Raw genomic sequence first — 25,660 nt, 5'->3', positions numbered from 1 at the left:
GGTTTGGGTTCCGGGTCGGTCGACGTTGAGGATGAAGCGGGCTGGGAGGGCCAATTTCCAGATGCGTCGGGGCGGGTCACGCGTTGGACCTACAACTTGTTTGATCAGGTGACGTCGGTGTCGGTGGGTGAGACCGCGGCCCCGTTGCCAGCGTCGACTGCGAATGTGGTGACCTCCACGGTTGGCTACAACGCTGATGGGATGCCCGAGACGGTGGTCGACGCGGCGGGCACGTCTGATGAGGCGTCGACGACGTTGGTGTATGACCCGGTGCACCGTGATGATCTGGTGGAGGTGATCGACGGTCGTAGCCAGCACTGGGCGTATTCCTATGATCCCGGAACTGGGGACATGGTGTCGGTGACGGACCCGTTGGGGAACAAGACGTCGATGGGCTGCTGACCCGATCGGGCGTTTGGAGTGGGTGGTTTCCCCGAAAGGCAACCTGGTCGGCGCTGACCCTGACCTGTGGAAAACCAGGTTGGTGTCTGATGCGTTCGGTCGGGTGGTCGAGGAGACCGACCCGTTGGGGAACCGGGTGAAGACCGGTTACGACCTGAACGGGAACATGAACCGGGTGGAGACCGGGTTGTCAGCTGCGGTCACCACAGGCGATGTCACGACCTATGGGTATGACGTGGTGGATCGTCTCGAGGTGGTGGATCCGCCCGGGCCGGGGGCACGTACCTACGAGTATGACCCTGACGGACGCCGAACCAGGTTCGTGAACGAACTGAACGGCCAATGGGTCTATGGCTATGACGGGCTTGGTCGCCTCGAGTCGGTGACCGACCCGGTCAACGCGACCACGGGCTACACGTGGAACGGTGAGGGCCGCCTGGGGTCGGTGACCCAGCCGGGCGGCAACTGCGCTTCCTCACCCAAGACCGGCTGTGTCACCTACGCGTATGACCTTGCGGGCCGTCCGACCGGTGTCGACTACGCCGACCCGGCCACCCCCGACATCACCACCATCACCTATGACGCTGTCGGCCGCCGTACTCACGCGTCGCGGGGCGGTGATACTGAGATGTGGGTGTGGGATCAGCGGTCCAGGTTGAAGTCCCACACCGATGTGAATGGTCGTTCCACGGGTTATGGCTGGGACGACAGCGGAAACCTGACGTCGATTGGTTACCCCGGCCAGTCCACACCGGTGACCAAGAGAATTCGATGATGCGGGACGGTTGGAGTCGGTCAAGGATTGGACCGGGCGGTTGACCACGTTCGGCTATGACCAGAACAGCAACTGGTCCGAGACGGTGTTCCCGGTGTCCTCACAGAACCTTGACGTCTACAGCTTTGACCGCGCTGATCGGATGGTCGGCGTCACATGGAACCGCGGCTCCACCGTGCTCGGAGCACTCTCCTATGGGCCCCGTGACTTGAAGGGCCAGGTCACCACCGTCACCGGCTCCGGGGCCGTGGCAGGCCAGAATCAGTCGTGGTCCTATGACGACCGGGACCGGCTGACAGCGACGGGGACGGAGGGTTTCGGGTTTGATGCGGCCACGAACCTGGTCGACGCGGATGGTGTGTTGCAGGTGTTCGACCCCGCCCAACGCTTGTGTTGGACATCGCAGACCGCTCCCGGCGGTGATTGTGGGACCCCACCCGCTGACGCGACTACCTATGGCTATGACGCCCGCGGGAACCGGACCTCGATGACTTACCCGTCGGGTACGACCGCAACGTATGGGTTTGATGCCGAGAACCGCATGACCAGCACGGTGTTGCCGACGACGTGGCAAGACGACACCGCCCGCCAATACGTCCCCGTCCCCGCGTCTCGCATCGTCGACACCACCACCGGCAGCGGAACGTGTGACGGTGCCCCGTGTGCCCGCTTCGCCGCCGATGACCCCGTCGCAGTCCAGGTCACCGGTGTGGGTGGTGTCCCCGCCACGGGGTGACGGTGGTGGTGGTGTCGATCATCGCGTCAGGCACCACATCGGATGGCTGGTTGGAGGTGAACCCCGCTGGTGACGCCGCCGCCGGGACACTCCCACTCAACGCCGGACAAACGTCGGCTCAGACCGTGACCGCGAAGGTCGCAGCGAACGGGACGATCACCATGGCCAGCGGCGTGGGGGTGGATGTGTCGGTCGATGTGGTCGGGTATTTCCGGGCCCCGTCCCCGTGGGTGCCGGCCCTGAACTACTGGCCGCTCACCCCCGCAGTCACCGCCGAATCCACGTCAGGAACAGGTGTGTGTGACGGCTCACCGTGCGGAACTCTCCCGGCGGGTGAAACCGACATCGCCACCGCTGGCCGAGGCGGGATCCCCGCTTCCGGGGTGAACGCGGTCACCGTGTCGATCCTGGCCCAGAACGCGTCTGGTGGCCACGTCAGGGTCGCGCCCAACGCGACCGCATCGGCGGGAGAGTTGGCGTGGGAAACAGGCAGTGTCGGTGCCGCTGGGGTGTTCACCGTGCCGTTGAACCCTGACGGCACCATCACCCTCCACACCGCCGGCCCCACCAACATCAGGGTCGCGGTGACGGGCTATTGGAAGATCCCCACCGGAAACGACACCGGACTCGGACTGGATCTACTCGAAGCCCCCACCCGTCTCGTCGACACCGCCAACGGCACCGGCATATGCGACAACAACCCGTGTGACACGCTCCAGTCGAACACACCGGTCGAAGTCGCGGCCACCGGACAGGCGGGGCTGTCGGGTGAGATCATGGCGGTCATGGTTTCGGTCACCGCTATCGACCCGACCGGCACCGGAGTCCTCGGGGTTGGGACCACCGAAGCCGACTTGGGTGGCGGGATCGTGGTGTTCGACCCCGCCCAACCCCCCCCCCCCCCCCCCCCCCCCCCCCCCCCGCCCCCCCCCCCCCCCCCCCCCCCCCCCCCCCCCCCCCCCCCCCCCCCCCCCCCCCCCCCCCCCCCCCCCCCCCCCCCCCCCCCCGCCCCCCCCCCCCCGGCCCCCCCCCCCCCCCCCCCCCCCCCCCCCCCCCCCCCCCCCCGGGCCCCCCCCCCCCCGCGTCGACCACCATGATCATCCCGCTCACCGACACCGGGACGTTCACGATCGGATCATGGACCCAAACTGACGTGGCGGTCGATGTGATCGGCGTGTTCAAGGCGCCGACCAGGACGTGGCGTTACGAATACGACACCACCGGCATGCGCACCGCCAAACAACTCGACGACACCGCTGGCACCGGTGCCGAGTGGCGTAAAGAACACACCTGGACCGCCAGCGGCGGCTTGCCGTTGCTGCTCGCAGAGCATCAAGGCGCACAGAGCGCGTATGTGATCTACGGGCCGGGCGGGACACCGATCTATCAGATCAACACCACCGGCGACGTCCAATACTTCCACCAAGACCACCAAGGCTCCACCAGACTCACCACCAACCCCAACGGAACCACCCGCAACACCATCACCTACAACGCCCACGGTGAAATCACCGCAAACACAAACTGGTGGCTCGAACAACCCTTAGCCGGATACACCAGCCAATACCACGACCCCGAAACCGGCTACATCTACCTAAGAGCCCGCCACTACGATCCCACAACAGGCCAATTCACAACCCAAGATCCGCTCGTCGCCTTAACCGAAGAACCCTACGGATACGTCGGTGGAAACCCAGCAAACCGAGCGGATCCGAGCGGGCTGAGCGACTGCGGCAATCCGAAAGACTGGGGCGATGTGCTCGGCAGTGTTATCGACTGCGCGTCGAAGGTTGCATTGCCAGGGCCAAATCGACTCCCAGATTACATTACAATCGATCTTGGAAAGTTCGTTCCTATTGGTAACATCCTCGCGGGGCCGGGCGGTGGACTGAATATCGTTATAACCCGCTATGGTGACGTCTTCATCGGTCCCGAGGTAGGAGTTGGTACCGCTGGCTGGTCCGGGGCTGTGCGGGCAGGGTGGATTTCGACTGGTAAGGCCCCCTGTCGAGATGAGGTTAACGCTTTTGTAGAAGGCAATTTCGTCTCAGCTGGCGGTAGTGTCAAGGTGCTACAGGGTGGAGTTACGATATCCCAATCAGGTCAGATAGCGGAGGAACTAGGGCTAGGCTTGGAGGGCGCCTCCGGTCTTCTTGGTCGAACGTTTCGATGGTTTCGCCTTCCATCACCCCTTCGATGGTAGCCGTTGATGGACGAGGTGATTGCAGCGACCATGTGTCTGATCTTTATGGTATTGCTAACAGTTGGGTGCCTAAGCGATCGGGCCTTCAACCGGTTCCTGGCATCCGGGGTGGAGTTGCGGTACGACATGATCCAGAGGAACAACGATCGGCTGCGGATCCCGATGCGTTGCCGACTGAGCAAGCGTCAATACCTCAGGTGGAGCCGTCGCCTGATGGCGCTACTGTATGCGTGTGGGGCAGTCGTGAGTGGCCTTTGGCTAGCAACAGCGCTTTGGCGTTTCAGGTCTAAGTGAGGATGTGATCTTCTCTTGGTTAATTTCGCCTCCCGGGTGGGCCTTGCTGCAGGGTGTCCCAATAGTGAGTAAATGTCGTTCTGCAGGCGCGGCAATGGTGAGATCGAATGAGTTTGGTGGAATGATGTTTGGGGCCGTGGTGATGATTGTTCCATTACTGCCAGCGTTTCTCTCAGAAGGAATGGTTGGCATCGCAATGGTCGCATTTTCGCTTTCCCTATTTCTGACAGGTGCTAAGGCTGTATCGTTCGTCTTTGACGAGGAAGGAATCCGTCGGTGCTGGCCGTTCCGACGACGATGGAAGTGGTCGGAAATTAGCTCAATGGATTTTGGCCGATCTCGTTGGTTCCTCAGAACTGATTACGTCCTCCGCCTAAGTCTTGCATCGGGTCAGGTTGTAGGCCTGTCGGTCCGCAAATCGAGTCGGGCAGATGCTGAAGATGTCTTGCATCTTGCTCGAGATCTCGGTTTCCTAGGAGGAGGCCAGATCCACTGAGGAGCCGATTAGAAGTGCGCCCTCGTAGGTGCGCAATGCCGACGTGAGGTGTCGAACGCTCGCTAGAACGAGGTAGTCGGTCGGTTCGTCGAACAACTGCGTGAGACCAGTGCTCGAAATGTGCAGAGGTGTACATGGTGGTACAATCAGATCATGGCCGCTGTCAACGTGAGCGCTGCCCGGGCTGAACTGCCCAGGCTGATCGACGCGGTCGAACGCGGGGAAGAGGTGACGCTGACCCGCCATGGCCGGCCGGTAGCGGTACTGGTGCGGCCCGATCGGCTCCGCAGTCGGCGTGCCGAGGCCGCCCTGTCCGAAGCGGCAGAGATCCGGGCACTACTCGTGTCTGCTCGTTCGCAGCCTCTCTCCGCCGGCGCAGGGGTGACACCGGGGCGTGCCGACGAGCTCGTGGCCGAAGTGCGCGCCGGCCGACAAGATCGCTGAAACCGCACCCGGCTCGTGGACGCATTCGACGCTGATGTTCTGATCTACGCCGCAGTCCGGGATCATCCAGTTGGGGATCCGGTGCGCCGTCTCTTCGCTCCTGCCGCCTCCGGCGCCGGTACCGCCACGGTAGGGATCGGTTCGGTTCTGCTCTTGCCCGAGGTGTTGGCGAAGCCACGTCGCGAGAACGCTGATGACGAGGTCACCGCGTTGGCTGGGTTTCTCGCTCGGTTGGACCTTCTGCCCGTAGACATGGAGATCGCGGAGTTGGCCACAGCCCTGGGCGCCCGCCACCGGCTCAGGGCGGCCGACGCCGTGCACCTGGCCACGGCCGTTGTGGCCGGAGCGGACCGCTTCATCACCAACAACACCCGAGACTTCCCCAAGGCAATCACCGAGATCGACATCGTGACCCCCGAGGATCTCCCATGAGGTCCACCGACCTGTGGTGTCGCGCTGGTCGGCTGCTGAAACGCCCTACCTCGATTGCGGTGATCCCGCGGGGTACACCCGCGGGATGCACCCTGGGTGGTTCTAGACTGGCAGCCATGTCTGTGACCGTGGAGCTGTCTGAGGAGCTGCTCGCGGTGTTGCGGGCCGAATCCAAGCGTCGCGGAGTCACGATCGAAGCGTTGATCGCCGAGTCGCTGAACGAGCATGTGCGGGCCTCTCGGCCGCGACGGAACTTTGCGCTCGCCGGGATCGGCGCGTCCGACGGCACCCGGTTCGCGCGCGACGCCGATGAGATGCTCGCCGAAGGCTTCGGCAGCGACTGAACATTGTGTTGATTGTCGACACCGGTCCGCTGGTTGCTCTCGGTGATCGCAGTGACCCCGACCACGACGCGTGTCTCGAACTTCTCGCCACAGCGGCGGGCCCGTTGCTCACCACTGGCCTCGTGATCGCAGAAGCGGCCTATCTGCTGCACCGCCAAGTCGGAGTCAACGCTGAACTAGCGCTCTATGCCGATATCGCCGCCGACCTGTTCAGCGTTGAAGAACTCGTCCACACCGACTGGCAGCGCGTCCATGAGCTCGTCGGCCTCTACCGCGACCTGCCACTCGGAGGCACCGACGCGTCGGTCATCGCGCTCGCCGAGCGACATTCGGCCACCGAGATTGCCACCCTCGACCGCCGTCACTTCCACGTCGTGCGACCCCGCCACGTGGACGCTTTCACGCTGCTGCCCTGACCTTCCAGTTCCAAATGGGTGCCTGGTCGCCGCTTGCGGGAGATGGGTTGGGTCCTTCTCAGGCGAGTTTGGCGACCTGGGCGAACGCTGTGAGTAGCCAGAGTCCGGCCAGGCCGACGGCGACGATGACCAGCAGGGGGCTTCGCCCCTGTGGTCGTGACCGGGTTGAGGTCAGGGTCAGTGCGTGTGCGTCCAACACAATCAGGATCGACAGCATTGCCGCCTCGGTGCCGGCGCGCATGAACGCCGTGGCCCCTGACCACAGGTAGGCGTTGAGACACACCACCACGCCCACGGCCATCGACCATGCGGCCAACTCGCCGAACCGGTGCGACCGGTCGAGAAGCTGGCCGGAAACGGCGGTCCGGAACCTACGTCCAACCACGGAGGCGGCCACGATCAGGGCGATCAGGCCCATCATCGAAAGCAGACGGAAGGCATCGGGACCCGACGAAGGCGGCAGTACCCCACCCAACTGTTCGACGAGCCCACCGAAAGGGCTGGACAGGTTGTTGTCTCCTGACGACGTCAACGGCAGCTCACCGAACCGGGCCCGCTGCACCAACTGCCACGCCACGAACGCGGCTACGGCCATACCGCCAGCGCCTGCTGCGTAGAGGGCCGACGTCGGTCCGGTACTCGGCTCCGTCACCCCATCGGCGATCGGTGCCGATGGCGGCGTGACGTCCTCGATGGCCGTCGTGGCCTTGGGAGTGCGGGCCAGGAGAGCGCCGGTAAAACCCCCGGCCAGGACCCCGGCCGGGATGACCAGGGTGGTGTCGCGGGTGAGCACCGCGGCGGCGAGAAGGCCGGCGGCCCCCAGCCATCGCTGGTGGCGTATCGCCAACAGTCCGCCCAGAGCCATGGTGGTGGCCACCAGTTCGGACGTGTCGAGCGACAGCGAATAGGCGAAACCGGGCCACAGCACGAACAACACGCCCCATCCGGCATGACGCCCGGCATGGCGGGCCAGACCGCCCCCGACCGCGCCCAAGGCGCCGGCGGCCATCACGTTGAGTGCCACCAGCGACCACGGAACCAGGTCGGGGTCGCCGCCGCTGGCCGCCCAAGCCAGGGCGCCGTAACCCCAGCGGGCGTTGCGCAGCGCCGGTAGGTCGTTGGTGACCCCGGCCACCGAGTCGTCGGTGGTCCAGGGGGCCACACCGAGGCGATAGAAGAACTGGCCGTCGAAGCCGTCGTCGTCGTCTTGAACGGTCAGAGACGAGCGGGCGGTGGCTGGGTCCGTCCACGGGGGGGCGGCGTGAACCAGCAAAGAGACATCGCCCTCGGCCCGCACCACCAAGGCGATGGCGAACAGCAGGGCCAGGCCGAACCCGGCCAAGGCGGGAACCCACAGTCGATCGGGCAGAGCCCCAGGTCTGGAAACGGGTGACGGCATCGAGTTCTCCGGGATCGTCCCGCCGTCGTCCACGGTCCACCCTTATTGGTTGTCGGCAGCCAGATCGTATGTCGGGGTCGAGTCGTGACGGGGCCACGACGGTGGCAGGTACGTCTCAGCCGGTTCACAGCCAACTGCCAGGTGAGACGGGTATCACTTCTCAGATGCTGACCTCCAAGGGAACCTTCACGACGAGCCCACGTCTCCGGCGGCGAGGCCTGCTCCTGGCGCCGGTGCTCATCTTGGCCGGCGTCCTGTCGGGGTGTCTGAGCACACCCGGCGACGTCAGTTCCATCACCCTCATCGAGACGCGCCAAGAGGACGGCTGGACCTTCGACTACTACCGGAACCTCGCCTACCCGTGCGCCGTCTCGGGCTACCAGACCTTCGTGGTCGGCCGCCGGGTCGGCTCGGACGACAACGCCTCGCGCCCGCTGTGGGTTCGTATGCATGGCGGCGGCGTCGGCTACTTCAACCCCGATGGCAGCGTGGCCGGCGGCGTCAAGAACAAGTCCGAGGAGCCCTACAGCCGTCTCCGTCCCGACGTCACCAGCACCAACCTCGAAGGGCGGGTGGCTGGTCTGTCTGACGGCTACCGGATGCTGGCGGTGTCGATGTGCAGCCACGACATGTACAGCGGCGCCAACAACGTCGACCCCAACAACCCCAACCTGACCGACGGCCAGACCCCCAAGACCAACGGCATGTTGGCCACCAAAGCGGCGATCCAGTTCGTCATGGCCCAGTACCCGACCGACGACTTCTTCCTCCACGGGGGGAGCGCCGGGTCGGCTGGTAGCTACAGCGTTGCGTGGGGCCTTCAGGAACAGGGCATTGAGCCCACCGCGTTCGTGGCCGATGCCGGCGTGATGAACCAGAGCTACGAGCTCGAGCAGATGGCCATGGGGTCACCGTGTGCCCGTACCCCCGAGGGTGCTGCCATCTTCCAGCAGCGGATCCTGCCCGAGATCGCAGATGCGGCCAACCAACCGCATCTGCTCATCAGCGATGGTCGGCTCCAGGTTCCGGTGATGCAGGTGTACAGCGCTGGAGACACCAACACCTGTGCCTACCTGCCCATGACATGCCCGCTGCCCGACGGTACGACCCCTACCCTCGGTTCGGCCGTCTGTGCTGCCCGCCCGGTGCGCATGGCCATCCAAGCCCAGGGCCCCACCAGCCGATCCGATTCGTTGGAGCTGTGCGTCGACAACCCCGGGCTCAACTCGGGAACCAACGTCTGCGACAAGCACGTGGCCACCAACTCGGCGCTCCTCAACACCGCTCCGGGGGTCCCCGCCGATTACAACGGCGTGATCCTCGACTGGGTCACAGACCGACGTAGCGACGACTGAGACGGCGACCGGGCGCAGCGCCAGCGCTGACAGGCCCTTGACGGAGGACCCGGCGGTCAAGGACTGTCTACCCTGGCGGACGTGACCGACACCGCCACCAGCCCCTCCACGCCGTCCCACTCGCTGCGTGGTCGCTTCGCCCTGGTGACGGGCGGGGGTAGCGGCATCGGGCTGGCGGTGGCGTGCCGTCTCGCCGCCGACGGTGCCACCGTCACCATCTGCGGGCGCACCGAATCTCGCCTGGTCGAGGCCACCGCCCAGATCGCGGCAGTGGCCGCGGTCGGGGCCGAGGTGCGTCACATTGCGGCCGACGTCACCATCGAGGACCAAGTGCAGGCGGCGGTGGCGGCCGCCTGCGGACCAGAGGGAACCCTCGACGTGCTCATCGCCAACGCCGGGGGGTCGCTGCACATCGGACCGTTCGAGTCCGCCGACGAGGCTGCGGTGCGAGCCACCATCGACCTCAACCTGATGGGCACCATCCTGTGCATCAAACACGCCGTGGGTCCCATGCGGGCCAACGGCGGCGGCTCGGTGGTGGCGATCTCATCGGGTGCGGGCGGCTTCCCCCACCGCCACCTATGGGCCTATGGCGCGTCGAAGGCGGGCATCGATCACGCCTGTCGCTACGCCGCCGAGGAACTGGGTGACGACCGCATCAGGGTCAACAGCGTCCAGCCCGGCATCGTCGACGACGAGCTGATGGCCTTCATCACCGCGGGCGGTCCGCTCATGGACGACTACATCGAGAACATGCCGCTGGGCCGAGCCGGCACCGTCGGTGACATCGCCGAAGCCGTTCGCTTCCTGGCCGGACCCGAATCGTCGTGGATCACCGGCACGTCGATCCCGGTGGACGGTGGCCACCACCTTCGCCGCGGCGCCGACTACTCCAAGCTCTTCGGCTGAGCGGGCCCATGGACACCGCCCCCGTCGGTCCATGGCGAGGTCGACCCTGGCGTGTGCCGGGGTGGGAGACGCCAGGCGCCGCCTCTGATCTAGCCGCGTGGCGGGCCGACAGCGCCAGACCGGCCGCCCCCTATCGAAGCGCCGACGTCTTGGAACAGGCATCGGTGACCGAAGGCCTCGAGGCTCTGGTCGAAGGGGGCGTCACCGCCATTCGTGTCCCGCTGGACTGGGCCCGCCTGGAACCGGTGAACGGTCGACTCGACGCCGATGCAGTCGACCACCTGCGGGCCGCCCTGACCCTGGCCCGACAACATGGGTTGACGGTGTGGGCCACCCTGGTGGCGGGCGACCTGCCCGGGTGGTTCGCCCACGACGAGCGCGGTTTTGCCGACGAACGCACCCGCCGCTACCACTGGGCTCGCTTCGTGGAGACGGCAGGGGAGTTGGTCGGAGATGTGGTGGGTGGTTGGATCCCGATCCTCGAACCAACCCTGTGGGCCAAGCGGGCCTGGTTGGACGGCACCCGCCCACCCGGTCGCGTCGACGACGGGGGAGGGTTCGCCCGCAACCTCGAAGGAGTCCACCAGGCCGCGGTCGAGGCCGCACTGCGCCTGGCCGAGAGCGGGAGACCGGTGGCCACCGCCCAGTGGATCGCGCCGATGTTCCCCGCCCGAGACGACCCCCGCCTTCCCCCTTCGGCCGAGGCCGAGGTGGCGGCGGCCGAGGTGGACGAGGTGCTGTGGCGGTCATGGGTACGACTGTTGAACGAGGAGACGTTGGTCGTTCCCGGTCGATCCCCGGTGGACGTGCCCGGCAGCCGCGAAGCCTTCGACGTGATCGGGTTCAGCTACCGCCACGCCGTGGCGGTGGCCGCCGACCGGACGTGGTCGCCCTACCCCCAGGCGCTGGCCACCGGCCCCGACGGTCACGTCCCCTGGCCCGAAGGGCTGGCCCTCTCCCTGCACCGCCTGGCCGATGCCTTGCCGGATCGGGACCTGATGGTCGTCGACGCCCCCACATCGCTGGCCGAACCCGACCAGCGCGACCAGTACCGGCGCGAGCTGGCCGACATCGTGGCCGAAGCCTCCGCCGGTGGCATCAAGATCGTGGGCGCGTTCATCTGAGAGGTTGCGGACTCAGCGATTTCCCAGGAAGTCGCCAGGGGGTTCAGAGGGTGGGTCCGTTCACTGGCTGCATCCCAACCGCTCACCAAGGAGCACACCCCATGTCCCCCAACCCTTCCCCCGCCTCGTCGGGTCCGTTCCGCTTCCTCGCCGGAGCCGCCCTGGTGGCCGGCCTTGCCCTAGGCGGTGCCGCCGTGGCCAACGCTCAGACCGAGACCACCGAGGCTCCCGCCACCACCGAGGCCCCAACGACCGAGACCCCATCCACCGAAGCTCCTTCGACCGAGGAAGCCCCCTCGACCGATCAGGGCGACCACCCCGGCAAGGGCAACTGCGATGAGGCCGACGGAACCTCCAGCGACGGGTCCACCGACTCGGGTACCGGTACCTCCACCGCGGCGAGCGGCACCGAGGTGTCTATGTGAGGTAGCCCCTCCACCTGGCCGCCGACACGTCGGGCTACGCCCGGGACCGCTCCTTCGGTCTCGGGCGTAGCCTGAGCCGGTGGCTCCCCAGCGCCCCCACTTCCGCTACTCCCGATGGGACGGAACCCAGGTCGGGTTCGATCTGGACGCCGACTCCGTGCTGGCGGAGATCAACGACGACCTGCTCTATCACGGGGACCTGAACGCGGCGCTGCGGCGGATGCTCAACTCCGGCTTCAGTGACCGCAACGGCGAGCGGGTCCAAGGAATCAAGGAGTTGATGGAGCGGCTCCGCCAGCAGCGGCGGGAACGCCTCGAGAACTACGACCTCGGCGGGGTCTACGAAGACATCGCCCAACAGCTTCGTGACGTGGTGGACATGGAGCGTTCCGCCATCGACGAGATCGAAGCGACGGCGACCGAGTCCGGCGATGCCCGCCGCCGCGAGATTGCCGAGCAGGCCATAGCCGAGCGACGGATGGAGCTCGACCTGCTGCCGCCCGACCTGAACGGGATGGTGCAACAGCTCCAGCGATACGACTTCGCCTCCAGTCAGGCCCGTGAACGGTTCGAGGACCTTCTCGATCAGCTTCGCCAACAACTGGCGCAGCGGTGGTTCAACCAGATGGCCGGAGCCATGAGCGACGTCTCGCCCGAGTCCATGGCCCGCACCAAGGACATGCTGGCCGAGCTGAACCAGATGCTCGAAGACCGCGCCGCCGGTCGGGAGCCGGACTTCGGCGGGTTCATGGAACGCCACGGCGACTTCTTCCCAGAGAACCCCCGCAACCTCGACGAACTGCTCGAGACCATGGCGCAACGCATGGCCGCCATGCAGGCCATGCTCAACTCGATGACCCCTGAGCAGCGCGCTCAGCTCGAGGGTCTGGCCCAAGCATTGCTCGAAGACCTGGACTTGAGCTGGCAGATGGACCAGCTCTCGGCCAACCTTCAGCGGGCCTTCCCCGATGCGGGCTGGAACCGTCGCTACCAATTCAGCGGTCAGGACCCGCTGGGTTTCGCCGATGCCGCCCAGGTGATGGGTGAGCTCGGGGACCTGGACCAGCTCGAACAGCTCCTGCGGGGTGCGGCCAACCCCGGCGCTCTGGCCGACGTCGACTTGGATCGGGCCCGTGAGCTGCTCGGCAAGGAGGCGGCAGACAGCCTGGAGCGCATGGCTGAGCTGGCCCGTCTGCTCGAAGAAGCGGGGCTGATCGAGAACCGCGAGGGCCGATATGAGCTGACGCCCGCGGGGCTGCGCAAGGTCGGTCGCCATGCCCTGTCGGAGCTGTTCACCAAGAGGGCCCGGGACCGCTTCGGTCAGCACGAACTGCTCCGCACCGGTATCGGTCACGAACGGTCAGCCGACACCAAGCCCTACGAGTTCGGTGACCCGTTCAACCTCCACATCGAGCGCACCATTCGCAACGCGGTGGCCCGTAGTGGCGGAGGCACCCCGGTGCGACTGTCACCGGAAGACTTCGAGATCGAACAGACCGAGCACAGCGTCCGCTCGGCCACCGTGCTCATGGTCGACCTGTCGCTGTCGATGCCGATGCGAGACAACTTCCTAGCCGCCAAGAAGGTGGCCATGGCCCTGCACTCGCTGATCAGCAGCCGTTTCCCACGCGACTACCTGGGGCTCGTCGGCTTCAGCGAGGTGGCCCGCATCATCGAACCCCGCGACCTACCCGAGGTGTCGTGGGACTACGTGTACGGCACCAACATGCAGCACGGCTTCATGCTGGCGCGCAAGCTGCTGGCCCGCGAACACGGCACCAAGCAGATCATCATGATCACCGACGGTGAGCCCACCGCCCACCTGAACGCCAACGGCGACCCGGTGTTCCACTACCCACCGATCCGCGAGACCGTCGACGCCACGCTGGCCGAGGTGATGCGCGCCACCCGTGAGGGCATCCGCATCAACACGTTCATGCTCGACGCCACCCCCTACCTCCAGGAGTTCATAGAGCGGCTGACCGCTCTGAACCGGGGGCGTGCCTTCTTCACAACTCCGGACACCCTCGGCGACTACGTGTTGGTCGACTTCTTGGAGTCCAGGCGTCACCAGTCCCGGGCCGGTCGCCGAGCCGGTTAGCCGGGATCCAGGGTCACCCGGCGGGCTTGGCTGCTGCCTTCTTGGCTGGTGCCTTCTTGGCCGGGGTCTTCTTGGCCGGGGTCTTCTTGGCCGGGGTCTTCTTGGCTGCGGCTTTCTTGGCTGGCGTCTTCTTGGCTGCGGTCTTGTTGGTCGGGGGCTTGGGGGACGTTGGCCTGGTTCCCCGATGGAGCGGGGAGACGCGGCGAGAGACGAAGTCGTCTATTGCCCGGCCGATGGCTTCGGGTTCCTCGATGGGGATGGTGTGCCCTGCGGTGGGGAAGGTGACCAGTTCGCTGTCGGGGACCTGATGGTGGAGGTCCTCGGAGCACCGCGCTGGTGTGAACACGTCGGCCCCGGCTGCCACCACCAGGGTGGGGACGTTGATCGACGCCAACAGGTCGGTGGCCGAGTGGGCCCGCATGGCTCCAGCCATCAAGACGATGACGGCCGGGTCGGTGGTCTTCAGGTGCAACAGGTATGGATGCAGGTCCTCGGCGCTGCATCCCGGGCCCGCGGCCTTGGCCAGGCGGGCACCGAAGTGGCCGACGCCGGCGGGGCCGATGGTCTGCCACACCGGGGAGAGGACCTCGGGGAAGATGCGCATGATGGCGGCACCGATGGGGAAGAGTCGGTCGCCGATGGAGTAGCCGTAGAAGCTCTTGGCCGGGTTCTCTGATGTGCCAGCGATGAGCACCAGTCCCAGGAAGCGATCTGGGGCGGTCCGATAGGCCTCCAGCGCGGTCTGGACCCCCATCGAATGCCCGACCATCACGGCCCGGTCGAATCCGACATCATCGAGGACCCCGACCAGGTCTCGTCCGATCCGGTTCATCGACACGTCGTCCAGGCTGAGGTTGCGGGCGCCGCGCCCGGGTGAGCGGGGGAGCCCCGAGCGACCGTGGCCTCGGGTGTCGGGAAGTACGCAGGGGTGGCCCCGCCGCTCCATCTCCGGCAGGAGCTTTCCCCAATAGGCGTCGCTGCACGACCAGCCGCTGGCGAACAGCAGCGGCACCTCGGGTCCGTCGGGGTTGCGGACGGTGTAGGCGATCGGGGTTCCGTCGTCGGCCACCACCCGTCGTTCCTTCTCGAACAGCGCGTAGCTGGCGTCTGCGCCGGGATGGGGTTCCCACGGTCGGTCGGCATCGTTCACGGTCTCACCTCGGCGGGTCATGTCGGGGAATGGATCATCGCACTCCACCGGCACCACCAGCCACGAACCGGCCGCGAGCCAGGCTGAGGACCGGGTGCGGACCAACGGGAGAGGCATAGGTCACAAGTTCCGCTTGCGCTCTCGGCCTGGACCGACGACAATCACACTATTGTAATTCCAAACGTGGTATTGGCTGCCGGGTAAGAGCGGCGGGCGGGGCCACACCTAGCAGGTGACCGATCGTACGAGCGGCTCCGTCGCCCGACACGACGCAGGGGAACGCCATGCAAAACGCATCCGAAGAAATCGAGACCAAGGGCTGGCAGGATCTCGCCAACTGCCTGGGCGTCGATCCAGACCTGTTCTTCCCAGAACGGGGCGCCAGCACTCGTGAGGCCAAAGAGGTCTGCCGCGGCTGCGTGGTGCGAGAAGACTGCCTGGAGTACGCCTTGGCCAACGGGGAGAAGTTCGGGATCTGGGGAGGGTTGAGCGAGCGGGAACGTCGCCGCATCCGCCGTCAACGCTCCTCGGCTCGCCGTGCCGCTCTAGAGGCAGACACGGCTGACGTCGTCGGCGCCTAACCCGGAGGGGACGGTCAACCGCTGAGGTTGGCCCTCACCGACAACCGATGCTCGATGGTGCGCTCCACCGAAAGGTCGAGCGCGATCCAACGATCAGGATCCACCCTCTCGAGCACTGCTCGCGGTAGCAGGCCGACCAGCTCGCAACCGACGATCTCACCGGCCCCCACCAACTCTGCTACTCGGTCGGTGACATCGGCTGGTCCCACCACCTCGGGATCGATCAGGTTCATGGATACCTGCACCCGATCGCCCACCTGAAGGCCCAGGGCTCGAAGGTGGTCGCTACGCACGGTCGCCGCCACCGTCCGAGCTCTGTCCAGGTCGACGGAGGCAAGCCAGACGTTGAACGCCACGAGCACCGGCCGAGCCCCCACGGCCACGGCCCCGGCGGTCGGGTGAGGGGTGGTGGGGCCGCGGTCGGGGGTCAACGAAACGAAGGCCTCCCGTCGAAGGTGGGGGAGGGTGCGGTGAGAGCCGTAGGTGAAACAGGGGAGCCCGAGGTTCTCGGCCGCCCAGTCGCAGTAGCGCTCCCGGGCCGATTCGGCGTCGGCCATGGTGGCGTCGCCCAGAGGGACGAACGGAACCACGTCGACCACACCGATCCGCGGATGAACCCCACGGTGACGTCGCAGATCGAGCCGGGCCACGGCCTCCTCGGTCACCGCCCGGGGAGCGTCCTCACCAACCAGGGTCAGCACGCTGCGGTTGTGGTGAGGATCGGTGTGGACGTCGAGCAGGTCGTCGCCGGCCCGTCGGGCGATCTTGTCGATGATCGAGTCATCGACGCCTTCGCTGATGTTGACCACGCACTCGAGCATGTCCGCAGCCTCCCAGACCGGCGAGGTCACCGGGTCCCCGGAACGGGCGGCCGAGCCTGAGCGTGTCAGCGCCGGTCTGGTCAGGTAGCCTCGGCGCATGGGTCCTGAATGGATTGTGGTACTCGTCGTGGTCGTCCTGCTCTTCGGTAGCAGCCAACTCCCCAAACTTGCCCGGTCTCTCGGCCAGGCTCAGAAGGAGTTCAAGCAGGGCATCGACGAGGGTGCCAAGGCCGAAACCACCGATAGCAACGAAACCAAGGCCTGACCCGGGTTTCTCCCGGGGCGGTGCCACGCACGGACCAAGCCCGTGCACCCCATCGAACGGCTCCGACACGTTGCTCGGGCCGAAGATGTCGACGCGGACCATGTCGTCCGCGCCGCTGTCGAGTCGCTGGCCGGCTTCTCAACCGACCCTGTAGCCCTTCTGCCTGCCGTCCGCAGATTGACCGAACGACATCCGGCCAACGGTGCGCTCTGGTCCCTGAGCGCCCGGGTGGTGACGGCGTCGGACCCCGGCGATGAGGCGTGGCGTTGCCTCGACCTGATGGTGTCGGACCGCACCGTTACCGAGCTTGGCCATGCCATGCCCCAAGGGGCCACGGTGGTGGTGGCGGGTGGACCCCACCGTTTCACGCCTGCGTTGGTGGCGCGGGGGGACGTGGCCGTGACCATCGTGGAGGCGGGTGACGAATCGTGGCCGTTCGAGCGTCGGCTGGCGGGATTGGATGTGAACGTCGAGTCGGTGGCCGCAGAACAGGCCGGTCCGGTGGTGGCCTCCGCTGATCTGGTGCTGGTCGATGCCTGGGCGGTGGGTCCTTCGACGATGGCGACCGCCCCGGGCTCGTGGCCGGTGGCCGCTGTTGCCCACGCCGCCGGGGTTCCGGTCTGGGGTGTCGCCGGTTGGGGCCGGATCCTTCATCCCTCGACGTGGGCCGGGGCCACACGACACGTCACCATCGGGTCATCGGTGGAGGAGATGCCGCTGGCGTTGGTGGACCGCTTGGTGGGATGCGGAGGCGTCGAGCCCGTGGAGGAGGGATTGCGACGACTCGATGCCCCGCCCGCTCCGGAACTCGTGCGCTGACAACCCGAGCGCGCCGAAGGGCGTACGTTTTCGAGCCATGAGCCGGCGAGACCTGATCCGCATGACCCCCGACGAGGTTCGCGAGTTCCTCGAGGGTCGTCACACGTTGAACGTGGCCACCCACAACCACGACGGCACGGTCCACCTGGTGGCCATGTGGTACGGCTTCCTCGACGGTGACATCGCCTTCGAGACCTTTGCCAAGTCTCAGAAGGTGCAGAACCTCCGCCGTGATCCCCGGATCACGGTGTTGGTCGAAGACGGAGACCAGTACGAGAACCTCCGGGGCGTCGAGATGGTGGGCCGGGCCGAGATCGTCGAGGATCACGAAACGATCATGGAGGTGGCTCGCGGGGTGTTGCGGCGCTACCACGACATCCCAGCCGAGGACCTCGACGGCGCCGCCGAGTTCATGGTCCGCAAGCGGGTCGGGGTGCGCGTCAATGTCGACAAGGTGGTCTCGTGGGATCACCGCAAGCTGAGCGGGGGCTATTGAGCCATGGCTGGACAGTGTGAATCCTGCGGTTCCCTCCTGCCGCTGCCCGACACCGACGGGTTCTCCACATGCCTGTCTTGTGGTCGTAACCACCGGACTGCCGCTGACAAGCCCGACGAGTCCAAGACCAAAGGTCCTACCGCCGCCACCTTCGATCTTGGCGGTGGCATCGGTGCTCAGCCCTGGACTCCAGACCTGACCGTCACCGTCACCCGCCCTGGCGTGACGGTGCGCAAGGGGCGTGGCATCGGATGCTTTCTGACGGTGTTCGTGCTGCTCGGGGCCATGATCGCGGGGATCGTGCTGTTTACGAGGTCGGTGGGCAAAGAGGTGTCCAAGGCGTTCGACACCGTTCGGGAGCTGAACACCTCGAATCTCTCGCTCTATCCCGGCTCGCTTCTGTTCCTCGAAGATCCTGCCGCCGCGGGCAAGACCGTCGACGGCGGAGGCTCGGCTCCCGAGATCGTTGGGCTCACCTACGACGGATCGAGCAACACCCACTTCGTGGCCCGGGCCGTTCTCGCTGAGGGCGAGGACACCCCCGAACCGATGTGGACTTCTGAGCCGCTGCCCAAGAACACCTCCAACATCCAGCTGGCCCAGATCGGCGACACAGTGTTCGTCGGCCTGGGTGACGAGTTGCAGGCCCTCGACGTCGAGACCGGAGTGCAACGGTGGAAGGCCGACCTGCCTGACAAGGTCGGTGTGGGCTGCGATGCCTGCTTCCTGGTGGCAGGCGACACCCTGATGGTGGTCACCGACGACGACCAGATAAATGCCTTCGGTACCGGTTCGGCCACACCTCGATGGACACGCAAGCTGGTGTCTACCGGTGGTGAGGTCAGCCTCTCCGAGGCCGGCTTGGTGGTGATCGACCAGGACCCCGCTGTTCCCGGTTCGACGGTGGTGTCGGTGCTGGACCCGGCGTCGGGCACGCCGCGATCGGCGGTCACACCCGAGTGCCCGCCGCAGAACGGCAGCTTCCCCACCAAGATGAACTTCTCGGATCTGGTGGTTGCCGTGCCTGGCACCACCGACCTGGTGTCCACGGTGTCGTTCGGCTCCACCTGCATTGTCCGCTGGGATGGCAACACCGGTCAGATCCGGTGGGTTGCCTTCACCGATCTGGCTGGCCACTTCGAACACGACGACGTCTTGGCCACCGGTGATCGACTGTTCGTGCCCGTGGGCGATGGCACCATGGCCTCCGTCGACTTGGGCAGCGGGGCGACGAGCCGCCTGGCCCTGCCCGCCGATGTAACCGCTCATCCGGTGGCGGTGCTGGAGGGTCGCCTGATCGCCGAGACCACCACCACCCGTGGCACCCAGAGGGGTGGCTTGGCCGCGTGGGATCTCGCCACCGGCCAGCCCATCTGGCAGACGGCCATGCCTGACGGTTCCAAGCCCTTCTCGAACCGGGTGTCTTGGGCCTCGGAGACCCTGTTCCCAGACAGCCCGCTGTCGACCACAGTGGTCGCCGGACCCGTCCTTCGCCTGGCAACCTTCTCGGGAGATGACTACACGGGCAGTTTGCGGACCGTCGACGTGGCCTCCGGAACCCTGGGTGAGCCCCAGAAGTGGGTGCTTGGCGAGGGCCCGGGTACGGCATCGGTGACCGTGGAGAAGGTGCTGCCGACCGGCTTGGCCATCAGCTTCGACAACTCCTACGCGATGTTCTTGCCCTTCGCCAAGGCCGAACCGGCGTTGAGCTGGCCTGTCCAGGACTGACCGACCGGTGGTACCCTCCGAGTAAACACTCGGTTTCGGGGGCGGAAGGACGACCACGATCATGAGCAGCTATCCCTACGCCGACCGCTTCCCGGTCAACCGCACCTTCCCAGAGCAGGGCCGCGACCGCGGTGACGTGCTGGCCGAAATGGCCCAGCTGGCCAAGGAAGAAGACCAATCGTGGGAGACCGGGCGCGTCTCGGGGACCATGTACTGCGGCGATCACGATCACTACTCGTTCATGAACGAGGTGTTCGGGTTGTACGCCCACGTGAACATCCTCCAGCGAGACATCTGCCCCAGCGCCACCCGTTATGAGGGTGAAGTGCTGGCCATGACCCTCGACCTCTTCAACGCTCAGGCCGTGACCGACGGCGAGCCGGCCGGTCTGGTCACCAGCGGCGGCACCGGCAGCATCACCCATGCCGTTCTCGCCTACCGCGAGAAGGCAGCTCAGGACCGCGGCGTGACCCGCCCCAACTTCATCAAGCCCGAGACCGGCCATCCCGCCTTCGACAAGGCTTGCCACCTGTTCGGCGTAGAGCTTCGGCGGGCCCCGGTGGATCCGGTGACCACCCAGGTCGACCTGGACTGGGTGAGGGCCAACATCGACGACCAGACCATCGGCATGATGGGTTCGGCCTGCAACTACGGCTACGGCACCATCGACCCGATCGAAGCCCTCTCCGATCTGGCCGTGGAGAAGGGCATCCCGCTCCACGTGGACGGGTGTCTGGGCGGCTTCATCCTGCCCTTCGGTCAGGAACTGGGCCTCGACATCCCGGTGTTCGACTTCCGTCTCCCCGGAGTGACCAGCATCTCGGCCGACACCCACAAGTACGGCTACGCCTTCAAGGGCACATCCACCGTGCTGTTCCGGGACAAGTCGTGGCGCAACTCCCAGTACTTCTTCCTCACCGACTGGACCGGCGGCAAGTACTGCTCGCCGGGCATGGACGGCTCCCGTTCGGGCGGTCTGCTGGCCGCCACCTGGGCCGCCATGGTGCAGCTCGGCAAAGAGGGGTACCGGGCCTACGCCAAGGCCATCTTCGATACGTCGCTCGCCATGCAGGAAGCGGTGCGCAGCCACCCGGAGCTGCGGATCCTGGGTGAACCGACCTTCTTGTTCAGCTTCACCAGCGACGACTTCGACATCTACCACGTCAACGACCACATGCGGCCCAAGGGATGGCGCTTCAACGGCCAGCAGTACCCCAACGCCCTGCACATGGCCGTCACCCGGCCCCAAACCCAGGCCGGGGTGGTCGACGCGTTCGTGGCCGACCTGGCCGAGGCCGTGGCCTACGCCAAGGAGAAGGGCCACGAGCCCGCTGCCTCCGGTGCGGTGTACGGCGGAGTGGCCGGCGGCATGAGCGACGAGGCCGACGAGTTCATCAAGATGTTCATGGCCCAGATGATGGATGAGCAGCAGGCGCTGCCTCCCCTCTGACCGGATCGAGGGTCACCCATGTCGAGCGACCCTCGAGCCCATCGAATCCGTTCCGCCGAGCTGGTCTTGGACCGGCTTCTGGCCGCCATGCCCATCTCGACACGTCCGTCGTTGACACCTCGCATTGAGGTGATCAGAGATGGGGCCGCCCTGGTGGTGCGCCGAGGCCCGGTGCTGGTCCGGGTTCGTCCCGGTTCGGAGGTCAGCCGGGCTACGGCTCGACGGGAGGTCCAGCTGGCCCTGCTCCTCGATGATCTCGAGGTGCCGGTCACGCCCCTGGTGGAGCCAGTCGATCAGCCCTGGATGGTGGACGGAGATTTGGTCACCGCCTGGTCCTGGGTGGATTCCGCGGACCCGAGTGATTCCTATGACTTGGGCCTTCTGGCCAGGACGCTGCGGGAGCGAACGGTGGTGGCGGTCGGGTCGGTGCCCGAGTTCGACCCCCTGGCCGCCATCGTCGACTCGGTGGCTGGACTACCCCTCGACGATCCAGAAGCCCGGTTCGTGAGGGACCAGGCCTCGCGGTTGACCGTGCCCTACCGGGAAGCGGTGGCCGATGATCCGCTCGGTGCGGCGGTGGTCCATGGCGACCTGCACCGTGGCAACGTGATCGACGCGGCGGGCGGACCGGTGCTGACCGACCTGGAGCTGGCCGGTCGGGGAGGGCCGTCTTATGACGCCACCCCGGCCGTGGTGGCCGTGACCCGCTACGGCGCCGACCCCTCGGGCCTGGATCGGTTCCTGGAAGGCTTCGACTTCGACCCACGCCCGTGGCCCGGCTTCGGTACCTACCTGGCCGTGTACGAGTTGTGGGTGACGGCCTGGGCCGTTGGCGTACGAGACCGCAACCCGGCGTGGGCCACCGAGGCCACCCGCAGGATCGAGTCCCTCCGAGACGGCGCCGACCACACCTGGCACCTTCACTGACCCATACAGCGGAGGCTGGCGTGGAACGTACCGTCAGGCCCGGTGCCAGACGGCGTCTGGCCCGCTACCCGAGGATCTGATCTGTCCTTGATCCCGCAGGCGCTGGAGTACCCGCGTGATCGTCGCATCAGAAACGCCGGGCGCCGACGGCAGCCTCGACCTGCCAGTTTGGTGACGCATGATCGGATCTAAGTGGCTGGATGCTGGGCTACATCTCTCCTACCGACAATCAATGGGCTTTGTCTGAACGTGGACCCGGGGAGAACAGTCGTGGTGGTTGGTCAGGTCGGAGCCTCCCATTGTGGAGAAGTCGCCTTGATCTGGTGGGGCCGGTCGACCGTCGCGGGGCGGGTGGTGGTCGACGTCAAATGGTGAAGTGGGGTTGTATGTCGAACATATGTTCGATAGAGTGAGGTCGTGGACGATTCGGCTGAGGCTCCTGAACCGGGCGATGAGCCTGGTGGTCGCGCCTCTGGTGCTGGCGGCGGAACGCCGGTTTCGGGTGGTGATGGCGGGGTCGATCAAGCCCTGCTGTTGGTGTCTGAACTGTTGGTGGGGTCGGTGGGTAACCTGACCGATGGCGAGGTGGTTGATGCGCTGGTGGGGGTGGCGGAGCTGGCTGGTCGGGTCGACGCGGTGTTGGCCCGTCTCACCGACTCGTTCGACACCCGGGGTCTGGGCGTCATTGACGGGGCCAGGTCCACGGCCACGTGGCTGGCCAACCGAACTGAGCTGGCCCGGCCTCACGCCCATGCCCTGGTCGGGGCGGGGCGGGTGTTGCGGGCGTGCCCCGTCGTCGATGAGGCGGCATCTTCAGGGCGGCTGGGTACAGCCAAGGTGAGGCTGTTGGCAGAAGCTCGGCGTGGCGTCGAGGAGCTTTTCGCCGAGCATGAATCCGAGCTGGTCGGATGGATCGCGCCGTTGACCGTGGCTCAGGCCCGAACGGTGCTGGAGAGGTGGCGGCTCATGGCGCTCGCCTCCACCGACCAAGACGATGGTCCCGAGCCCGCCGGTGACCCGAGCCGTAACACCTTCACGTGTTCGCAGACGTTCCAAGGTCGCTGGCACCTGAACGGAGACGTCGATGCTGTCACCGGTGCCGCCCTGTCATCCATGCTGGAGAAGTGGATCGATGAGGGGATGCGAGCCGGCGCCATCACCATCGACCAGAACAAGCCTCGGGCCGCGCACCGGGCTGATGCCTTGGCGGCATTTACGACCGCGGGCGCTACGGCCGCTCCGGGTGCAGCCCAGGCGCGGGCCCAGGTCACTCTGTCCTGGGATGCCGATGACATGTTGGGCAAGCCGGTAGGCGACCTGGCCGATATCGGCCGTCGGCGGTGCTTGCTCGACGGCGGCACTTCCCTGGCTCGCTCCATCGCCGAACAGGCGATGTGCAATGCCGACGTGACCGACCTGCTGGTGCGTTTCGGCCTAGATGGCAGCCGCCACATCCTGGGTGCCACTCACACCCGGCGGCACCCCACCCGTCGTGAACGGGTGGTCTTGGACCAACGAGATCAGGGCTGTGTGTTCCCGGGCTGCGATGCTCCCGCCCGGTGGTGCCACGCCCACCACACCGTCCCCTACGAGATCGGCAAGCGCACCCGGCTAGACGAACTGGTGCTTCTGTGCCCCCACCACCATCGGGCCGTGCACAACGGGTTCGTGTTGTCACGTTCCGTGACTGGCCAGATCCGAGTGGCCAGACCTGATGGCACCGAACTGTCAGGTGCCCCGCCCGACACACCGCCAGATGTGGTCCACGGACTCAAAACCCCGTTCACCTCGCCTCGCACCAGGTTTGCTGACGTGCTCACCCGCAGACCTCGACCACTGTGGGCAGATCAAGACCAAGACCCCTTCGATCCAATCGAAGAAGCCCGCATGGACCTGCTCATCCAACAGCGAATCCGAGATCTCGGAAGGCCCGACGCCGCCTGAGGCGACGTTGGGGTCAGTTGTTGGCGTCGGCGACCAGGCGTCGGGCGATGACCTTGAGGCACAGGGTCTCGTCGGCACCCTCGAAGATGCTCAGGACCCGGGCATCGACGAAGTAGCGGCTCACGTCGTACTCCTCGGCATATCCCATGCCGCCGTGGATCTGCATGGCCTCGCGGGTGACCCACTCGGCGGCCTTGCACACGTAGGCCTTGATCATCGATGCCTCGGCAGTGCCTTCGCCCTTGGCCATCAGGCGAGCCACCACGTAGGAGAACTGGCGACTGGCCTGGATGATCACCGCCATGCGGCCCAGCTTGGCCTGGGTGAGCTGGTACTCGCCGATGGCTTGGCCGAAGACCTTGCGGTCCTCGGCGTACTGGCGGGCAGCCTCATAGGCGGCCTGCATCACGCCTAGCGCACGTGCTGCGGTCTGGAGGCGGCCGTTCTCGAAACCGGCCATCTGGTAGTAGAAGCCACGGCCCAGACCGCCATCGAGACCGATCAGGTTGCCGGCCGGCACGAACCAGTTGTCGAAGGCCATCTCATAGGAGTGCATGCCCCGGTAGCCGATGGTGTCGATCGGGCGGCCTTCCATCTTTCCGCCGCCGGGAGCACCGTCTCCGGCGGGCTGGATCAGTTCGAAGCCGTGGCTGTCTCCTCGCTCCTTGGGCACGATGAACATGGACAGGCCCTTGTGTCCCAGCGACTTGTCGGGGTCGGTGCGGGCCAGCAGCAACAACACGTCAGCACGGGCTCCCAGGGTGCACCAGGTCTTGACTCCGTTGATGAGCCAGCCGCCCTCGGTGGGGGTGGCGGTCACGGTCACGCCGGCCACGTCCGAACCGAAGTCGGGCTCGGTGACGGCCACCGCGTTCATGACCTCGGTGGTGGCCAGCTTGGGCAGCCACTCCTGCTTTTGTTCCTCGGTGCCGCCGGCCATGAGGGCTCGGGTGAGGATCTCGGGACGGGTGATGAGCGAACCACCGGCACACAGCGAACCGCGCGACAGCTCCTCGGTGGCCACCACCATGCCGATGTACTCGCCCTCACCACCTTCGCCGTAGCCGCCGTACTCGCTGGGGATGGACAGACCGAAAGCGCCCATCTCGGCCAGGCCGGAGATGATGTCCTCGGGCACGTCGCCGTTGGTGCGGTGGATGTGCTCGGCGATCGGCTTGAGCTTGTCGTCGGCGAAGCGGCGGAAGGTGTCCTGCACGAGCTCGAAGTCGTCGTCGAGGTGACGGGGGCCAGCCTCGTTGATGCCGGCCAGGAACTCGGGGGCCCGGAAGCGGGTCAGGAAGTCCCGGGTACCGTCGAGCGCTCCCGGCGCTACGCCCCAGTCGGCCTCGCGCCCGAACAACTTGCCGGCCAGCTCACCGACGGCATCGGCCACGAAGGCGCAGGTGATACGCCCTTCGATGTCCCCCTTGGCGCCGTAGTCCAACAGGCCCTTGGCCGTGGCGACCGCAGCGGCGGCGTGGGCCAGGTCATAGGCGAGGACCTGGTGGTCGTCGATCGAACCAGCGGCGGCCAGGCGACGGGTGGCGGCTTCCACGACGCCCGAGGCGATTTCGGTGACGGTGGCGGCAGCGGCGAGATCGGGTGCGGTCATGGCGCCAGATCG

Annotated in this window: 25 protein-coding genes; 21 read left to right on the top strand and 4 right to left on the bottom strand. The window is 66.3% G+C overall.

Annotated elements, in window-relative coordinates; all coding sequences use genetic code 11:
- The first annotated feature begins 96 nt into the window (after positions 1–96).
- The 8 genes from IPG97_08050 (at position 97) to IPG97_08015 (ending at position 6,542) form a co-directional block, all read left to right on the top strand.
- Complete coding sequence (locus IPG97_08050; protein ID MBK6856485.1) at positions 97–402, top strand: RHS repeat protein; 306 nt, start codon at positions 97–99, stop codon at positions 400–402.
- Between the two features lie 22 nt (positions 403–424).
- Positions 425–1,177 (top strand): RHS repeat protein, encoded by a 753-nt coding sequence (locus IPG97_08045; GenBank protein ID MBK6856484.1) that lies wholly within the window; start codon positions 425–427, stop codon positions 1,175–1,177.
- A gap of 40 nt (positions 1,178–1,217) precedes the next feature.
- Positions 1,218–1,913, top strand: coding sequence for an RHS repeat protein (locus IPG97_08040; GenBank protein MBK6856483.1), 696 nt, complete (start codon positions 1,218–1,220; stop codon positions 1,911–1,913).
- A 1,093-nt stretch (positions 1,914–3,006) separates the two neighbouring features.
- Complete coding sequence (locus IPG97_08035; protein MBK6856482.1) at positions 3,007–4,116, top strand: RHS repeat-associated core domain-containing protein; 1,110 nt, start codon at positions 3,007–3,009, stop codon at positions 4,114–4,116.
- A gap of 943 nt (positions 4,117–5,059) precedes the next feature.
- Entirely contained in the window at positions 5,060–5,350 is a 291-nt protein-coding gene (locus tag IPG97_08030) for a type II toxin-antitoxin system Phd/YefM family antitoxin (protein ID MBK6856481.1), read from the top strand.
- 15 nt (positions 5,351–5,365) lie between these two features.
- Positions 5,366–5,782, top strand: a complete 417-nt coding sequence (locus IPG97_08025; protein ID MBK6856480.1) for a PIN domain-containing protein — start codon at positions 5,366–5,368, stop codon at positions 5,780–5,782.
- 116 nt (positions 5,783–5,898) lie between these two features.
- The gene (locus tag IPG97_08020; protein MBK6856479.1) at positions 5,899–6,126 is read left to right on the top strand and encodes a hypothetical protein; all 228 of its coding nucleotides are present in this window, start codon (positions 5,899–5,901) and stop codon (positions 6,124–6,126) included.
- A 5-nt stretch (positions 6,127–6,131) separates the two neighbouring features.
- Positions 6,132–6,542, top strand: coding sequence for a PIN domain-containing protein (locus tag IPG97_08015; protein ID MBK6856478.1), 411 nt, complete (start codon positions 6,132–6,134; stop codon positions 6,540–6,542).
- 58 nt (positions 6,543–6,600) lie between these two features.
- On the opposite strand, the gene IPG97_08010 is transcribed toward IPG97_08015, so the two are convergent.
- Entirely contained in the window at positions 6,601–7,941 is a 1,341-nt protein-coding gene (locus tag IPG97_08010) for a hypothetical protein (GenBank protein ID MBK6856477.1), read from the bottom strand.
- 164 nt (positions 7,942–8,105) lie between these two features.
- Here IPG97_08010 and IPG97_08005 point away from each other — a divergent pair, with 164 nt between their 5' ends.
- From IPG97_08005 to IPG97_07985, 5 genes are all read left to right on the top strand, one after another.
- Entirely contained in the window at positions 8,106–9,296 is a 1,191-nt protein-coding gene (locus tag IPG97_08005) for a hypothetical protein (GenBank protein MBK6856476.1), read from the top strand.
- Between the two features lie 123 nt (positions 9,297–9,419).
- Positions 9,420–10,205 carry an SDR family oxidoreductase gene (locus IPG97_08000; GenBank protein ID MBK6856475.1) on the top strand — a complete coding sequence of 262 codons (786 nt, stop codon included), beginning with the start codon at positions 9,420–9,422 and terminating at the stop codon, positions 10,203–10,205.
- 8 nt (positions 10,206–10,213) lie between these two features.
- Positions 10,214–11,329 (top strand): family 1 glycosylhydrolase, encoded by a 1,116-nt coding sequence (locus tag IPG97_07995; GenBank protein ID MBK6856474.1) that lies wholly within the window; start codon positions 10,214–10,216, stop codon positions 11,327–11,329.
- 101 nt (positions 11,330–11,430) lie between these two features.
- On the top strand, positions 11,431–11,754 hold the full coding sequence (locus tag IPG97_07990) for a hypothetical protein (protein MBK6856473.1): 324 nt from the start codon (positions 11,431–11,433) through the stop codon (positions 11,752–11,754).
- 79 nt (positions 11,755–11,833) lie between these two features.
- Positions 11,834–13,855, top strand: coding sequence for a hypothetical protein (locus IPG97_07985; protein ID MBK6856472.1), 2,022 nt, complete (start codon positions 11,834–11,836; stop codon positions 13,853–13,855).
- 13 nt (positions 13,856–13,868) lie between these two features.
- Here the strand turns inward: IPG97_07985 and IPG97_07980 are convergent, their stop codons facing one another.
- Positions 13,869–15,122, bottom strand: a complete 1,254-nt coding sequence (locus IPG97_07980; protein ID MBK6856471.1) for an alpha/beta hydrolase — start codon at positions 15,120–15,122, stop codon at positions 13,869–13,871.
- A 167-nt stretch (positions 15,123–15,289) separates the two neighbouring features.
- On the opposite strand from IPG97_07980, the gene IPG97_07975 reads away from it, so the two are divergent.
- Positions 15,290–15,586, top strand: coding sequence for a WhiB family transcriptional regulator (locus IPG97_07975; protein MBK6856470.1), 297 nt, complete (start codon positions 15,290–15,292; stop codon positions 15,584–15,586).
- Between the two features lie 14 nt (positions 15,587–15,600).
- Here IPG97_07975 and IPG97_07970 read toward each other — a convergent pair whose 3' ends face one another.
- Entirely contained in the window at positions 15,601–16,437 is an 837-nt protein-coding gene (locus IPG97_07970) for a hypothetical protein (GenBank protein MBK6856469.1), read from the bottom strand.
- 67 nt (positions 16,438–16,504) lie between these two features.
- Between IPG97_07970 and tatA the strand changes: the two genes are divergently transcribed.
- From tatA to IPG97_07935, 7 genes are all read left to right on the top strand, one after another.
- Complete coding sequence (tatA, locus tag IPG97_07965; GenBank protein MBK6856468.1) at positions 16,505–16,672, top strand: twin-arginine translocase TatA/TatE family subunit; 168 nt, start codon at positions 16,505–16,507, stop codon at positions 16,670–16,672.
- A 42-nt stretch (positions 16,673–16,714) separates the two neighbouring features.
- The gene (locus IPG97_07960) at positions 16,715–17,491 is read left to right on the top strand and encodes a hypothetical protein (GenBank protein MBK6856467.1); all 777 of its coding nucleotides are present in this window, start codon (positions 16,715–16,717) and stop codon (positions 17,489–17,491) included.
- A 37-nt stretch (positions 17,492–17,528) separates the two neighbouring features.
- Positions 17,529–17,987 carry a TIGR03618 family F420-dependent PPOX class oxidoreductase gene (locus IPG97_07955; GenBank protein ID MBK6856466.1) on the top strand — a complete coding sequence of 153 codons (459 nt, stop codon included), beginning with the start codon at positions 17,529–17,531 and terminating at the stop codon, positions 17,985–17,987.
- Between the two features lie 3 nt (positions 17,988–17,990).
- Entirely contained in the window at positions 17,991–19,715 is a 1,725-nt protein-coding gene (locus IPG97_07950; GenBank protein MBK6856465.1) for a PQQ-binding-like beta-propeller repeat protein, read from the top strand.
- A 61-nt stretch (positions 19,716–19,776) separates the two neighbouring features.
- Positions 19,777–21,165 carry an aspartate aminotransferase family protein gene (locus tag IPG97_07945; GenBank protein MBK6856464.1) on the top strand — a complete coding sequence of 463 codons (1,389 nt, stop codon included), beginning with the start codon at positions 19,777–19,779 and terminating at the stop codon, positions 21,163–21,165.
- 18 nt (positions 21,166–21,183) lie between these two features.
- On the top strand, positions 21,184–22,092 hold the full coding sequence (locus IPG97_07940) for a phosphotransferase (GenBank protein ID MBK6856463.1): 909 nt from the start codon (positions 21,184–21,186) through the stop codon (positions 22,090–22,092).
- A 417-nt stretch (positions 22,093–22,509) separates the two neighbouring features.
- Positions 22,510–24,036 carry a DUF222 domain-containing protein gene (locus IPG97_07935; GenBank protein ID MBK6856462.1) on the top strand — a complete coding sequence of 509 codons (1,527 nt, stop codon included), beginning with the start codon at positions 22,510–22,512 and terminating at the stop codon, positions 24,034–24,036.
- A gap of 13 nt (positions 24,037–24,049) precedes the next feature.
- Here the strand turns inward: IPG97_07935 and IPG97_07930 are convergent, their stop codons facing one another.
- Positions 24,050–25,648 carry an acyl-CoA/acyl-ACP dehydrogenase gene (locus IPG97_07930; GenBank protein MBK6856461.1) on the bottom strand — a complete coding sequence of 533 codons (1,599 nt, stop codon included), beginning with the start codon at positions 25,646–25,648 and terminating at the stop codon, positions 24,050–24,052.
- Positions 25,649–25,660 lie beyond the last annotated feature (12 nt).

This window comes from Microthrixaceae bacterium, from assembly GCA_016702505.1.
GTDB lineage: Bacteria > Actinomycetota > Acidimicrobiia > Acidimicrobiales > Iamiaceae > Aquihabitans.
Note: the sequence above shows the minus strand (reverse complement) of the source record. Positions and strands in the feature narration are given on the sequence as shown.